At 61.2% G+C, this 13,432-nt stretch carries 12 protein-coding genes; 5 read left to right on the top strand and 7 right to left on the bottom strand.

Annotated features, from left to right (window positions below):
• Positions 1–236: 236 nt before the first annotated feature.
• Positions 237–659, bottom strand: a complete 423-nt coding sequence (locus GWK63_RS15875; protein ID WP_146221284.1) for a hypothetical protein — start codon at positions 657–659, stop codon at positions 237–239.
• A gap of 402 nt (positions 660–1,061) precedes the next feature.
• On the opposite strand from GWK63_RS15875, the gene GWK63_RS15870 reads away from it, so the two are divergent.
• Positions 1,062–1,397, top strand: a complete 336-nt coding sequence (locus GWK63_RS15870; protein ID WP_146750206.1) for a hypothetical protein — start codon at positions 1,062–1,064, stop codon at positions 1,395–1,397.
• On the opposite strand, the gene GWK63_RS15865 is transcribed toward GWK63_RS15870, so the two are convergent.
• From GWK63_RS15865 to GWK63_RS15845, 5 genes are all read right to left on the bottom strand, one after another.
• Positions 1,378–3,918, bottom strand: coding sequence for an amino acid adenylation domain-containing protein (locus GWK63_RS15865; protein WP_050800670.1), 2,541 nt, complete (start codon positions 3,916–3,918; stop codon positions 1,378–1,380). The two genes, GWK63_RS15870 and GWK63_RS15865, sit on opposite strands and share 20 nt — an antisense overlap.
• A 100-nt stretch (positions 3,919–4,018) precedes the next feature.
• Positions 4,019–4,279: a hypothetical protein gene (locus tag GWK63_RS15860; protein WP_039998935.1), complete on the bottom strand. Its 261-nt coding sequence runs from the start codon at positions 4,277–4,279 to the stop codon at positions 4,019–4,021.
• Positions 4,280–4,704: 425 nt separating this feature from the next.
• A complete protein-coding gene (locus GWK63_RS15855; RefSeq protein WP_007398536.1) occupies positions 4,705–5,514 on the bottom strand; it encodes an ABC transporter permease in 810 nt (269 codons plus the stop codon).
• The gene (locus tag GWK63_RS15850; protein WP_007398535.1) at positions 5,511–6,146 is read right to left on the bottom strand and encodes an ABC transporter ATP-binding protein; all 636 of its coding nucleotides are present in this window, start codon (positions 6,144–6,146) and stop codon (positions 5,511–5,513) included. The genes GWK63_RS15855 and GWK63_RS15850 overlap by 4 nt, the downstream gene beginning before the upstream one ends.
• Positions 6,147–6,457: 311 nt before the next feature.
• Complete coding sequence (locus GWK63_RS15845) at positions 6,458–6,877, bottom strand: RcnB family protein (RefSeq protein ID WP_223846581.1); 420 nt, start codon at positions 6,875–6,877, stop codon at positions 6,458–6,460.
• Between the two features lie 131 nt (positions 6,878–7,008).
• On the opposite strand from GWK63_RS15845, the gene GWK63_RS15840 reads away from it, so the two are divergent.
• The 4 genes from GWK63_RS15840 to GWK63_RS15825 all read left to right on the top strand — a co-directional run bounded on the left by GWK63_RS15840 (position 7,009) and on the right by GWK63_RS15825 (position 11,898).
• A complete protein-coding gene (locus GWK63_RS15840; RefSeq protein WP_007398532.1) occupies positions 7,009–7,365 on the top strand; it encodes an ArsR/SmtB family transcription factor in 357 nt (118 codons plus the stop codon).
• A gap of 103 nt (positions 7,366–7,468) precedes the next feature.
• Entirely contained in the window at positions 7,469–8,167 is a 699-nt protein-coding gene (gene arsH, locus GWK63_RS15835; protein ID WP_007398531.1) for an arsenical resistance protein ArsH, read from the top strand.
• A 580-nt stretch (positions 8,168–8,747) separates the two neighbouring features.
• Positions 8,748–10,346 carry a B12-binding domain-containing radical SAM protein gene (locus GWK63_RS15830; protein WP_112209957.1) on the top strand — a complete coding sequence of 533 codons (1,599 nt, stop codon included), beginning with the start codon at positions 8,748–8,750 and terminating at the stop codon, positions 10,344–10,346.
• Positions 10,347–10,590: 244 nt separating this feature from the next.
• On the top strand, positions 10,591–11,898 hold the full coding sequence (locus GWK63_RS15825) for a carbohydrate porin (RefSeq protein ID WP_099963224.1): 1,308 nt from the start codon (positions 10,591–10,593) through the stop codon (positions 11,896–11,898).
• A gap of 64 nt (positions 11,899–11,962) precedes the next feature.
• Here GWK63_RS15825 and GWK63_RS15820 read toward each other — a convergent pair whose 3' ends face one another.
• Positions 11,963–13,399: a carbohydrate porin gene (locus GWK63_RS15820; RefSeq protein ID WP_007398526.1), complete on the bottom strand. Its 1,437-nt coding sequence runs from the start codon at positions 13,397–13,399 to the stop codon at positions 11,963–11,965.
• Positions 13,400–13,432: the final 33 nt, after the last annotated feature.

Below are 13,432 nucleotides of genomic sequence, written 5' to 3'. Positions count from 1 at the left end.
CTGATCCTGCGGCTCACAATGTCATGAAATACGGGGTAACTACTTGACCCACATCAACCTTCCTGTTCCCCGGTCATAAGGGCCGAACACGCTTTCTTGAGGTGGAAACCGGCGCCATGGGGGGCAGGCATGAAAACGGGCCGGCCGACCGTCATCGGAAGCGGACAGGGGCGCCTGCGGCTGGCGCCACGTATATTTATTAATGTGTCAGCCCAAACCCGACATAAGGTGTCCCGTTAAAAGGGACAGGAGGCAGGTTGGTCAGGAGATTCAAATCTTGATATCGCGCGCTTCAGCCATTTGGTACGCAGGTCCTGCGACGCGGACAGGCCTGCGCTTTTGTGCCGGGCGGACATCAGGCTTTGCCTGTCCTTGCCCGTTACATGTTCACACACACCCGCATGGGCTTCGTACAGTTCTGATATGATGCCGACCAGCGCGCTTCGGCTGTCCGCGCCAATTTTCTGGTTTATTTTCCTGAACTCGACCAGCATGACGGCATGGTCTTCAAGAAACAGCCCACTGAACGACGGTGACATCCGTGACATATGGGGGCGCACGATGGAAACATAATCGGCGGGCAGCATATCCCCCGCAAGTTCCATGGCAGAGCGCGATGCGATCAGGACATCCCGCAGGCCCTGTATGAGGGTATCCACTTTTCCGGGGTCCGATACGGTGGAAATCATGCGCGAACAGAGAAGGATCCCCTGGATGAGGATAAAAAAAATCTGATGCCCGACTTTCCATCGGTTGAGAATACGGGCGGGCGCGGCATCATTCCCCTGTGAATCCGGGGCCAGCGGGGATGCGGCACGCGCGTGGTGGAATGTATCGTGACCATGTAGGCCCGGATCGGGCCCATGGTGTAGCAGGACCCATTCCAGAACGGTACGGATACCGTGGATGATGGAGCGTGACTGTTCTGGATTATATGACCATTCAGCCTGTTTGACGGCCATGAAGGCCGACATGACAACAATGCATGAAGCGCCAAGCATATCAACGGAACTGACATCCATGTTAACGCGCGCAATGCCAAAATACCGGTCAAACATTGCATGGTCGGCTTTACGCTGGGTATCGGGAATCCTGTAGTCGTGCAGATCCAGTGCATATGGCCCGCAGGTCATGACGGGATCATGGGCCGGGAAGGCGTCTGTTCCACCGTCCCCGGCATGGCCCGACATCATGCCCGCGTACCTGAAAAGGCAGGGGCCGAATTCATGGTCAACCGATATGTCCGCCTGCAGAAGGTGCCTGGGCATGGGAAGGAAGATATGCTCGTACTTCATGGTTCCGGTCCTTTGTTTTATTGTTTTCATGCGCCATTGCATTTTCATGAAATAAAACGGCGCGACCTGACCTGTTCCGGCCTTATGCAATATGTAACCTGACCATCCGGATCAGGTTCTGGATGAACGGATCACGCATGATGTCGTAATGACCGACATCGAATATTTCTGTTACGGTTTTCCCTTTCAGCACCCGGTTCCAGCCATACGGGGCACGCCTCAGGATGGTGGTGCGGAAGTACAGGAGCGCACCGGTCAGGCGTGAGCGGGGCCGGCAGAACGCAATGACCGTACGGCCACCGAACGCGCGGGGTATCCAGTCGGTCTCTGCCCGGGCAAGGGCTACGGCCAGTTCACGATAGGCTTCAGGTATCCAGTCCGGCAGTTCCCGCTGCCGGTATCCGTTCCGGGCCTGCCGGTATCCTGACCGGATACATGTACAGGCCGCCTGCCTGTAACGACGCAGCCAGTCCCGGATATCCACGGCAATGTGCCGTGCGCGGGGATCAACCAGGATCAATGTAACCGCGCAGCCGCTGTTTTCCAGCGCGCAGGCCAGGTCGACCGCCGGAATCGCCCCTGCGGAATATCCCATCAGGACATAGGGACCGGCTGGCTGTATTTTCCGTATTTCGGTTACATAGGCGGATGTCAGTTCCCCAAGCACGGGCCGCCTGATCAGGTCGGCTTCCAGCGGGCCGGCCGCCAGTCCGTAAACCGGGCGTTCATCCCGAAAATATCGGGCGAAGGTCAGGAAACTGAGGGGCCTGCCAAAAATGTCGGGAAGGCAGAATATGGGAACGCCCCCCCCGCCCGCCTGAAGCGCCATGACATGGGCCGGGCGCCTGTCCTGGCGCTGCACGATCGGCGCGAGTGCTCCGGCATTGCGCCCGTGATACAGCAGCGCGGCCGGAACGGCATGGCCCAGCAGTTCCTCCAGCTGCGTGGCGGCCTGTTCCGCCAGCAGGGAGTCCCCGCCATGATCAAAAAAATCATCATGCTGGTTCAGCAGGGGTTGGCGAAGGATATCGCGGAACACGCCGACAATGACTTCTTCCACCGGGCGCAGGGCGGTATCGGAGCGTGCCATGTCCTGCGTTCCCACCACGTCCATCGCACCCAGTGCGATGCGATCGATCTTGCCCACCGGGGTCAGGGGCAGGCTGTCCAGCACCGTCAGGCGGGTCGGCAGCATGTAGGCGGGCAGCATCGTGCGCAGTGCCCGTCTTGCATCCGCCAGCGTCATGGGCCGGTCCGATACCACAAAGGCCGCGAGATGTTCGGTCTTGTGTTCATGCTCGATTGCAATGACCGCTGCCGAACGGATACCGGGAAGACGGGCCAGCGTGGATTCCACTTCGTCAAGCTCGATCCGGAACCCGCGGAATTTTACCAGCCGTCCACACCGGCCCACGAAAAGCAGGTTGCCATCATCCATTTGCCGCACGATATCGCCGGTACGGTACATCCTTTCGCCCGGCACGAATGGGTCCGGCACAAAACGTTCAGCCGTCAGGGCGGGCTGGTTCAGGTATTCAACGGCAAGTAACGGGCCACCTATGAACAGCTCCCCTGTTTCACCGGATGTGACCGCACGCCCGTTTTCATCCAGTATGTATAGCCTTGCCCCTGCTATGGACCGCCCGATGGGGGGATCAAGGTGAATATCGCGCGGCACATGGGCGATGGTGGCGCAGATGGTCGTTTCGGTCGGACCATAATGATTCCTGACCGCCCGCACGGATGAGCTGGCGTAAATTTCCCGCGCCAGTGCCGCTGTCAGCTTTTCACCCCCCACGCTGATGACGCGGACGGAATCCGGGATGCGGCGCGCCCGGGCCAGCAGGGCAAGGGCGGAGGGAACGCCATTCAGCCAGGTCGGGTTTTCAGCCGGGGAAAAAGGTTCAAGCAGGTCACGCTTCAGCAGGACGGTTCCGCCGGTACTCAGGGGCAGGAAGATTTCCAGCAGTGAGGGATCAAAGCAGACCGAGGTCGTTGCCGCGCCACATGCCAGGTCCCCTGGCAGGAACGTTTCCGCCAGGCTTTCGATCACCGCGCCCGCGGTATGACGCAGTACGACACCCTTCGGGCGGCCGGTTGAGCCGGATGTATAGAAAATACAGGCCAGATCAACGGTGTTGGCCCCTTCATCAAGGGGCGCCGTGCTCCATGCGCCAATCATCCCCGCCTCGATATCCAGGGCTAGGCGCGAGCCGGAAAATCCGGGCACATGCGGCAGGGCGGACTGCGTCACCACAAGGGCGGGCAGGCAGTCCGCAAGCATCATTTCGATGCGCCCGGCGGGATAGGCGGGGTCCAGCGGAACATAGGCCCCGCCCGCCTTCATGATGGCCAGGATGGTCACGACCAGTTCAGGCGAGCGCTCCAGGCATATGGCCACCAGTGTTCCCGCACATACGCCGCGACCGCGTAAATGCCGGGCCAGCTGATTGGAGCGTTCTTCCAGATCGCGGTAACACCACCTGTCCCCCTTATGGATGAGCGCCACGCCCTCGGGCCGGAGGCGGGCCTGACGAACAAACAGGTGATGGATGCGCCGTGTGGCCTGATGCCGGATGTCTTCATCAATGACCGCAAGGCTGGATGCTTTCTGGGACAGCATAGCGTACAAAACCCCATGGACGGATTCATGGCGGGATGCTTCGTTCCCGGCCTGATCTATGAAATATACATCAAGTCATTATTCATGATTTCATCATGTTTTACGGGGCCATTGGTAAATATGAACTGTATTCAGGGAAGCACCTGACTGCCGCCGGCATGGCGAGATGTCCATTGCCATTGGGGATGGGTGTGCCTGAATGATTTTCCTGTATTTTATAATAAAAGATAAAAACCGCTTCGCTTTGCGCGTAATCCATAAATAAAAAAATGCCGCTTTCACGGTAAAGGTCCGGTTTGCACGCATGTGGCGCATGGGCGCCCTCATGCGTGGCATCCCATCTTGTGAAAAAGAATGGCATGGTACGACTTCCTGTTCGAAAGCGGGCATGAATTTTCAAGAATGTGGCCACGTTACATGACGGGCGTCTGTAAAAACGTAGGCATGTCCGTTAAGTTTCAGGACAGGGTGCAATCATCGGGAAAATTTTCAATCGGTATCTTTGTACTCTATTTATGATATTAAGAATTATTATACATAATGTACAGGCAATAAAATATACGCGCGATAAAGTATCTTCCTGCTGGTATTCAGGTTGTTGCATCCATGGTGCAAGACCGGGCCATCCGCCAGGTCACGGGTGCGATACCCGCCGGTGCGCGCAGGCCCGCGCGGTGGCATGGATGCGGTGCCGCCCGGCCACCGACTGATCCGGATGTGCGTTGCGGTTCACATTCCGCATTCACCGTGATGGCGCAACCGGCATGATGGTCCGGTGCCCCCGCCTCAGCCCTTTGCGGATCGGGCGCGCAGCCGTTCCAGCCGCAGCCGCCCCCGGCTGTCCGTCAGGCGCCAGGCTGTCAGGCAGGCTGCGGATGTCGCGCCGATCAGGTTGCCACTGACGATCAGCGACATCAGCAGGATCTGGTATCTGGATGCCGCCAGCGGGTTCATGCCCGCCAGGATCTGCCCTGTCATGATGCCGGGCATGGTGATGATCCCGGCAGCCGCCATCTGGTTCAGCGTGGGCAGCAGGGCCGTCCGGATTGCCTGACGGATCATGCCATTCATGGCCTGCGCCCGGGTTGCCCCCAGAATGATCCGCGCCTCGATCGCCAGGCGTTCACGCATGATGGTGGACAGGAGCGTGTTCATCGACAGGCTGGTTGCATTCATGACATTGCCCAGCAGCAGGCCGGTCAGCGGAACCGCCGTACGGGCCACATACCACGGATGGGGCTGGAGCGCGGTCAGCAGCCCGACCAGTGCCACGACAACCGTCCCGGCCACCGTGGCGATGCCCGCAATCCCGAAATGCCAGCCCGGCGCAAGGCGGACCTGCTGGCGCGACCCGGCTTCCCAGGTGGCGGCGGCGAACATGAATGCCAGCAGCCCGACGGTCAGCCACACGGACGCATGGCCAAACACGAACAGAAGCACGCTGCCAACCAGGGCAAGCTGTACCGCCATGCGCACGGCACAGACCAGCAGCGTCCGCTGCACCCCCAGCGACAGCAGGAACGACAGGGCTGCGCCGGCGGCAATCAGGGCAACGGCAAGCAGCATGTCCCCTGTCGTCAGCACGATGGGGCTCATGGCGCGATTTCTTCCATGTGTCCCTGCGCCATCTGGAACCGCCCTGCGGCCATGCGCCCAGCCTGCTGCATGTCGTGGGAAACCAGGACAATGGCCGTACCCTGTTCCCGTACCGCGTGCAGGACGGCCTCAACCCTGTCCGTCGTGGCGGCGTCCAGTGCGGAACAGGGTTCATCCAGCAGCAGGGCACGGGGGTGCAGCAGCAGTGACCGGATCAGCGCCAGCCGCTGGCGTTCGCCCGTGGACAGGCGTGACAGTGGCCTGTGCAGGCAGTCCGCCCGAAGGCCCAGCCGCCCGACCAGATCGCGTACCGTATCCGTATCCGCCATATGGTCCAGTACGGCATCGGACCACCACGCGGGTTCCGCCGGGACATACTGCACCAGACGGCGCCACTGCGGCGCGGGCATGGCCGGACAGGCCAGCCCGTCAATCCGCGCCACGCCTTCATGCGGGTCAAGATCCGCGATCATGCGCAGCAGCACCGTTTTCCCGCTTCCCGATGGCCCGGTAACCGCCACGCATCCGCCCCTCGGGACCACGAAGGTAAACGGGCCGCCATGGGCACAGCGCAATGCCTGCACCGCCAGCCCCGATGTCCCGGCCATGGGGGGATAGGTCGCGTCACTCATTTGCCCTCCTGAACGGCTGGTCCTGCCTGTTCGCGCGCAGGCACCGGCCACATCGCCATCCGGGCACAGGACTTTTCCATATATCTTCATTTTTCGACATATGGAAACATCAGAACCCCCGCCGCCCCGTCCCAGATGTCACCACCCGGGGGGAAGGTACGATCGGGCCGCAACCCGTGCCCTGTTACGGGCGGATTGCCGCAGCGTGGGAACCCGCCCCTGCATCACCCGGCACCGCCATGGTTCCGGACCGACCCGGATTGGCGGGCGGGCATTGCCGGTTGGTAGTGGCGTTGCGATCAATGGCGCATTCAGTAGGGTGGAGGATAGGCTGGCTGCCCCGGGTAGACCGGTACGGCCGGATAGGCTGGTGCCGGGTAGGCAGGCGCCACCGGAACGGCGGGCACCGCCCCGGCCGTGGCGGCGACCACGCCCGCGATCAGTCCGGTTGCCGCCACCACCAGCAGGTACTGCCCCCCGGACTGCATCCAGTAACAGCCGGATGGGGGCGCCCACAGACCACGGTAGCGGCGCCAGTCCTGGACCCGCCACCGCTGCTCCCGCCAACGGGAATAATACTCCCCTTTCCGCCAGTCCCGCATGTGGCCATGGCCGCGTTCCCCGCCATGATGACCCTGTTCCCCGCGCGCCCATGGCGGGTCGGCGGATGCCGCCGTGCTGGCCGTGATCAGGCAGGCCGACAGGATGGCGGCCGGAAATCGTCTTGTCATGTTGCCTCCATAATCATGCACATAAGGAACGCAGGCCCTCATGGCTTTTGTGTGAACGTGGGAAACCCTGCGGCATGGACCATGCAATGGCCAGGATTGACATGGCCTAATATATCCATAATCAAGGATATATGGATACGGAATCGGCCCTTGCCGCGCTCAGCGCCCTGTCACAGTCCACGCGGCTGGCAATCTTCCGCCTGCTGGTGCGCCATGAACCCGACGGGCTGCCTGCCGGTGATGTCGCGCGGCATCTTGACGTTCCGCAGAACACCATTTCCGCCCATCTTGCCACCCTGACCCGCGCCGGCCTGCTGGCGTCACAACGCCGTGGCCGCCTGATTGTCTATCGCGCCAGCCTGGCCCGGCTGCGGGACCTGATGCTCTTTCTTGTCAGGGATTGCTGCGCGGGCAGTCCCGAACTCTGCGCGCCCCTTGTCGCACATCTGGGTTCCTGCTGTCCGGGCGGGGAGACAGGCGCCGGATAGGCCCGTACGGCGCCAGGGCGGGAAGCGCGCCCCGCCCGTTCCCCTGCGTGCGGCACACGCCCCTGCCCCCATTCCTGACACGACCGAAGGACCAGACGGACCCATGTCCAGACCCGAAATGCCCGCCCTGCACCTGGGGTATCTCGAAGCGATCGATCCCGCACGGCTGGACGCATTGCCACGTTCTGACCATCCGCCCCGTATCCTGCTGCTATACGGTTCGTTGCGGCCCCGCTCCTTCAGCCGCCTGCTGGTGCTGGAGGCGGAACGCATCCTGAAAATGCTGGGGGCCGAGACGCGGGTATTCGACCCGACCGGCCTGCCGGTGGCGGATTCCGTGCCCGCCACGCATCCGAAGGTGCAGGAACTGCGGGACCTGTCGATCTGGTCCGAAGGCCAGGTCTGGTGCAGCCCCGAACGGCATGGCAACATGACGGCGGTATTCAAGAACCAGATCGACTGGCTTCCCTTATCGCAGGGGGCGATCCGCCCGACACAGGGGCGTACGCTGGCGGTCATGCAGGTCTCGGGCGGCTCGCAGAGTTTCAATTCCGTCAATGCCCTGCGCGTTCTGGGCCGGTGGATGCGGATGTTCACCATACCCAACCAGTCCAGCGTGCCGATGGCCTATACGCAGTTTGGCGACGATGACCGGATGAAGCCCTCACCACTCTATGACCGGATGGTGGATGTCATGGAGGAACTGATGAAGTTCACATGGCTTCTGCGTGACAGGGCCAGCTACCTTGTGGATCGTTACAGCGAGCGGCGCCCGGCACATGACCCCTCTCAGGCACCGTGAAGCGGAAGGGGCGGTGGGGCCGGTCCTCCCGCCCCTGCGATCTGGATTAATAAATCCCAATCTTCATGCAATCATCTTGTCGCTTTATCGGCGCGCTTGTAAAAAACAAAAAGAAATACTTTGTTGCAAGCGTAGCGTTATGGAATGTCCCCCATTGAAAAGCGCCATAAACAGTAACATCCCTCCGGCCATGCAGTACAGGCCGGGCCCGCATGGCGGGCACCGGCGCATGGCAGTGTACCTGCGTGCCCGCACCCGGCCGGTGCGCGGGTACGCGCCGCATTCCGGTTGCGCCCTGTAACCCGCGCCCTTTCCCTGCCCTTGCGGGATAACCGGGGCCGCCTGCCCGAAGAATGATGGCCCGCCCTGCCAGATCCGCCCCGCCATCTGCCTGCGGCGCGATACCGGCCGCCACGGATGTCATTCCCGCTTACGCGATCGATACCACTACGAAAGGGGTCCCCCCCATGTCACCCTTCCCGTCAAGCGGCGTCCTGCGCGGGCGCATGGTCTGTGGAAATGGACCGGCCGGCATCCGCCCCGATCAGGGCCACACCCCGGGAAAGCAGGCTCCCGCACGATGACCGACATGTGCAGGGTGCTGATGGTCTTTCCGCTCTTTAACGCAAACTCGTTCTGGAATTATACGGAAGCCTGCGATCTGACTGGCGCGCGCTATCCGGCTGCCCCGCTTGGCCTGATTACCGTGGCGGCCCTGCTGCCAGAAAACTGGGAAATCAGGCTGGTCAACCGCAATACCGAAACACTGGATGATGCCGATCTCGCCTGGGCCGATATCGTGATGACCGGCGGGATGCTGCCGCAACGCAATGATACCCTGCATATTATCGAAACATGCCGCGCCCGTGGCAGGCCGGTTGTGGTTGGCGGCCCCGATGTCACATCCAGCCCGTCCCTCTACAGCACCGCGGATTTTCAGGTACTGGGCGAGGCCGAAGGCATCATGGATGATTTCATCGCCGCCTGGCGCGGCGGGGCCAGGCGGGGCGTGTTTGAAGCACCGATGGGCAAGACGGATGTCACGAAAAGTCCCCTGCCCCGCTTCGACCTGCTGAAGCTGGACCAGTACCTGCATGTCGGTATCCAGTTTTCACGCGGATGCCCGTTCAGTTGCGAGTTCTGCGACATCATCGAACTGTATGGCCGGGTGCCCCGCACCAAGACCAATGCACAGGTCATGGCCGAACTCGATGCCCTGTACGCGCTGGGATATCGCGGGCATGTGGATTTTGTGGATGACAACCTGATCGGCAACAAGAAGGCACTGAAAAAATTCCTGCCCGACCTGAAACGCTGGCAGGAGGAGAAGAAATTTCCCTTCGAATTCTCGACCGAGGCATCGATCAACCTCGCCGATGATCCCGACCTGCTGCGCAGCCTGTCACAGACCAATTTCTTCGCCATATTCGTGGGTATCGAAAGCCCGGATACAGACTCCCTCGTGCTCATGCAGAAAAAGCAGAATACACGGCGCAGCCTGCAACAGAGCATCGAGACGATCCACCGGGCCGGGATTTTCGTCAATGCCGGTTTCATCGTGGGATTTGACAGCGAAAAGGGCAGCGTGGCCAAAGGCATGATCGACTGTATCGAGGACACGCCGATCCCGGTCTGCATGGTCGGCCTGCTCTATGCCCTGCCCACGACCCAGCTGACGCGTCGCCTGCTGGCCGAAGGCCGGCTTTTTTCCGGCAGTGAACAGACCCGGTCGGGGGACCAGTGCACCGCCGGGCTGAATTTCGAGACAAGGCGGCCACGCCGTGACGTACTGGACGACTACAGGACGGTTCTCGGGGCGATCTATGACCCGGCCGCCTATTTCGGTCGGGTGCGCCGGCTGGGCCGGCTGCTTGGGCGCACGCGCGCCCACCGGATGGTAAAGGGGGACCTGCGCGGTTTTGTCCGGCTTCTCCTGCGCATTCATCGCGCGGGGCCGGGTACGGCCGGGCAGTTCTGGAGGATGTTGCTGGATTGCGCCCTGCATAACCCGAAGGCGCTGCCTTACGTAGTCATGATCAGCGCGCTCTACCTGCATCTTGGCCCATTTTCACGACAGGTTATCGGTGAGATTGACCGGGAGATCAGGGACGTGGACCAGGGGCGCTGGCAGGTGCCCCCTGTCATGCGTCCGGTCAGGGCGGAACCCGTGCCGGTCTGAACCCTGTCAAGGATGGATGAGGGAGTGTACGCAATGTACAATAAAAACTCTGGCATGTATTCCGCATTAAGACGCATTTCATATAAATTCCGGCACAATGAAGCCGTACACCTTATGAAAATATATTTTGAATTAATGAAAAGGATAATGCAATGAACAGTTTATTTTAAATTCTACTTCATGATGCTATATTGTTCAGATGAGGTATGCTGGATATGACAATCATTATCATGCATGGTTGCTTATGGTTGTTTTCCTGGCAGTGCTCTCCCCTGCATATGCCCAGACGGTACCCGTCAGCGTGCCAAGCGCAGGTGTGACGCCACGGCAGAGCGTTCCTGATCATATTGACCCGCGCACCCGTCTGTCCGGTGACTGGGGGGGCATGCGGAACTGGCTGCTGGCGCAGGGAATTGACATCCGTATATCGGACACCGACGAGTTATGGGCCAACCCCGTGGGGGGCGCGCAGGCATCGGAGAACTACATAGGCTCCACGGCGGTTGAAATGGTGACGGACCTGCACGCCCTGACCGGCCTGGCGCTGGGAACATTCGACATCAGCGCCATGGAAATCCGCGGGCGCCCGTTCAGTAATGCGCCCCTGTATGTTTTCAACCAGACATCGAATATCGAGGCCGATGATAACGGGCGGCTGTATGAACTGTGGTACAGCCAGAAGTTCCTGCGGGAACGGCTGGCGCTACGGATCGGCAAGCTGGATCTCGGGCATGATTTCATGGTCAGCAGTGTCGGGCTGACCTTCCTCAATGCGTCCTTTTCCTGGCCCATCATGCCCGATAATGACCTGTATGACCAGGGGCCGGTCTCCCCCGTGACCACGCCCGCGATACGGTTACGCTATACCCTGTCCCCACGATGGAATTTCCTGTTCGCGGCGGCCGATGACAATCCTGTTGGCGGCCCCTTCATCAACGTGAGGGACCCGTGGAACCAGAACCGCGACCCGGGCGGCACGCGGTTCAGTTTCAGCACCGGCGCGCTTTTCTTTGGCGAAGTCCAGTACCGCAGGGACATATCCGGCAGACAGGGCACATACAAACTTGGCGGTTACTTTGACACCGGGCGTTTTCCCGATCAGTCCGACTTTGCGAAAAGCCATAAAACCAACTGGGCCGTCTACGGCATCGTGGACCAGACGCTCCGGCATTTCGGACGGATAACGACGCTGGATGCCTTCATCCGCGGGAACTGGACGGCAGATACCGACCGCAACCAGATCGTGTATGCCGTGGATGGGGGGATTGCCCTTAGCGCACCGTTTCACCGCCGTGGCGACGTACTGGGGCTTGGGGCGGGACTGGGCGCGGCCAGTCCCTGCCTTGCCGCGGCGGACCGGCGGTCCGGCCTGCCCGCGCAGGGTAACGAGTATCACCTGGAACTGACCTATCAGGCCCAGGTCACGCCATGGTTCATGCTCCAGCCCGACATCCAGGGCATCGTGTCACCCAGCGGGGGCGTGCTTGATGACAGGGGGCGGCGCGTGCATGACGAAGCCATCTTCGGATTGCACGGTAGCGTGACATTCTGACCACCCTGCCTGCCTGCGGGCCTGCGTGGAAAGATGCGGCCGGCCCGGCGCATTGCCCGGACAGCTAGAAATTCACATTGGTATGCAGTCCGAATACGGCTTCATTACCAATGCGGCGCATCGGGCGGGACGGGTTGCCCAGACCGCCCGAGGGATCCAGCACGTACTGGAAATCGGGCTGCAGGACCATCCATGGCGTGACCTGGGCCTGATAGGTCAGTTCAAAATGGTTTTCATTTCCCTGCACCAGCGCCCCGCGCGCGCGGTCATAGGCGCGTACGCCCGACGTGGCACGGCCGATGCCCCAGCCCAGGCCAAGTGTATCGTTTGTCCTGCCCGCAAAGGGCGCCTTCAGGTTCAGCCCGGCATCAATGGCAAAGCTTATGATATTGCGGTCCCCGCTATTCCCGGTTGCCCGAACGAATACTCCCAGTGCGCGCGCCCCTTCGGGTGACGGGCGCCAGATTAGCTGGTCGACTATCCCGTAGATCAGCCAGTTCCCCCGGTCCCAGCGTGGCGTGCCGCCATATGCGCCAAGGGACTGCCCCTGCATGTTATACCGATAGTCCGGGAAGCGGGCGGTGTCGTAATATCCCCCAAGTTTATAGACACCCGGCAGCCCCGCATGGCGGACCGCACCCGGGCGGTCACCGGACCGGGGGTTGAGGGCGTACTGGATCTCGGTGATCAGAAGGGCGCCGGTTCCCATGTTGAACTGCGTGCCGCTGCCATCGTTCATCGTCTGGCTTGTGGGGTCCGCCGGGTTTGAGGTCACGCCAAAGACGTTGCTGTCCCGGTTGCCTGACGGATTGTCATCGGAAGCCGCGAACATGACGGTATAGTTTCCGCCGGGCCGATAGCGCAGCCGGATTGCGGGCGCGGCAAGGGGCCATGAGGGACCACCGGCATAAAGATTGGCCGAAGGACCCATGGGCCACCCGAAACTGGCATTGAGATACTGGGATGCGTAGTCACTGATCAGGAATTCCGTATCAAGATCCTGCTGGCCGATCTTGATGTCCAGTGTGTCCTTCAGGAAAGACTGCTGGTACCACAGTTCGAACAGACGGGTTGACCGATCGGCCTCAAACCCGCTGATGGGGTTGAAATCGGCCAGATGGTCCTGGGTAATGGCGCGCCCGCGGATCTGCAGGGCACTGACATTGAACGTCCCGCCCACAAGCCCCATGAGTTTTTCCAGATCCGCCGTCAGGTCGGGCATGGTAACGCCAATATAGGACGCGCCCGTGCCCGCTCCCCTGCCGTCGCCACTGGTGCTGGCGATCCCGCCCGTGGCATTGCCCCACAGTTCATTGACATCCTGAATGCCCAGCGTCATGCCGTAACGCGCCAGCCACGGGCGCAGTCCCCCCATGTCGCCCAGCAGGCTGCCACCAGCGGCGGACGGGGTATCCTGGCTCTCGCTGGCAGGGATTTCATCCGCCTGCCATACATCACGCGCGGCAACTGGAATGGTCTGGGCATGGCCCGGAACGGACATGAAACCGCCAAGGCCCCAGACAAGAATTCCCCC

The organism is Komagataeibacter rhaeticus (assembly GCF_011611525.1).
Lineage (GTDB): Bacteria > Pseudomonadota > Alphaproteobacteria > Acetobacterales > Acetobacteraceae > Komagataeibacter > Komagataeibacter rhaeticus.
The sequence above is the reverse complement of the archived record's forward strand: the minus strand, read 5'-3'. Positions and strand labels throughout refer to the sequence as shown.

Bases quoted from the DNA above. Each gene is read 5' to 3' on its own strand.
- GWK63_RS15825 (WP_099963224.1), top strand. From the start codon at position 10,591: ATGGTTGTTTTCCTGGCAGTGCTCTCCCCTGCATATGCCCAGACGGTA.
- GWK63_RS15840 (WP_007398532.1), top strand. From the start codon at position 7,009: ATGGATACGGAATCGGCCCTTGCCGCGCTCAGCGCCCTGTCACAGTCC.
- GWK63_RS15855 (WP_007398536.1), bottom strand. From the start codon at position 5,514: ATGAGCCCCATCGTGCTGACGACAGGGGACATGCTGCTTGCCGTTGCC.
- arsH (WP_007398531.1), top strand. From the start codon at position 7,469: ATGTCCAGACCCGAAATGCCCGCCCTGCACCTGGGGTATCTCGAAGCG.
- GWK63_RS15865 (WP_050800670.1), bottom strand. From the start codon at position 3,918: ATGCTGTCCCAGAAAGCATCCAGCCTTGCGGTCATTGATGAAGACATC.
- GWK63_RS15860 (WP_039998935.1), bottom strand. From the start codon at position 4,279: ATGCCATTCTTTTTCACAAGATGGGATGCCACGCATGAGGGCGCCCAT.
- GWK63_RS15850 (WP_007398535.1), bottom strand. From the start codon at position 6,146: ATGAGTGACGCGACCTATCCCCCCATGGCCGGGACATCGGGGCTGGCG.
- GWK63_RS15870 (WP_146750206.1), top strand. From the start codon at position 1,062: ATGGTCGGCTTTACGCTGGGTATCGGGAATCCTGTAGTCGTGCAGATC.
- GWK63_RS15820 (WP_007398526.1), bottom strand. From the start codon at position 13,399: ATGTCCGTTCCGGGCCATGCCCAGACCATTCCAGTTGCCGCGCGTGAT.
- GWK63_RS15845 (WP_223846581.1), bottom strand. From the start codon at position 6,877: ATGACAAGACGATTTCCGGCCGCCATCCTGTCGGCCTGCCTGATCACG.
- GWK63_RS15830 (WP_112209957.1), top strand. From the start codon at position 8,748: ATGACCGACATGTGCAGGGTGCTGATGGTCTTTCCGCTCTTTAACGCA.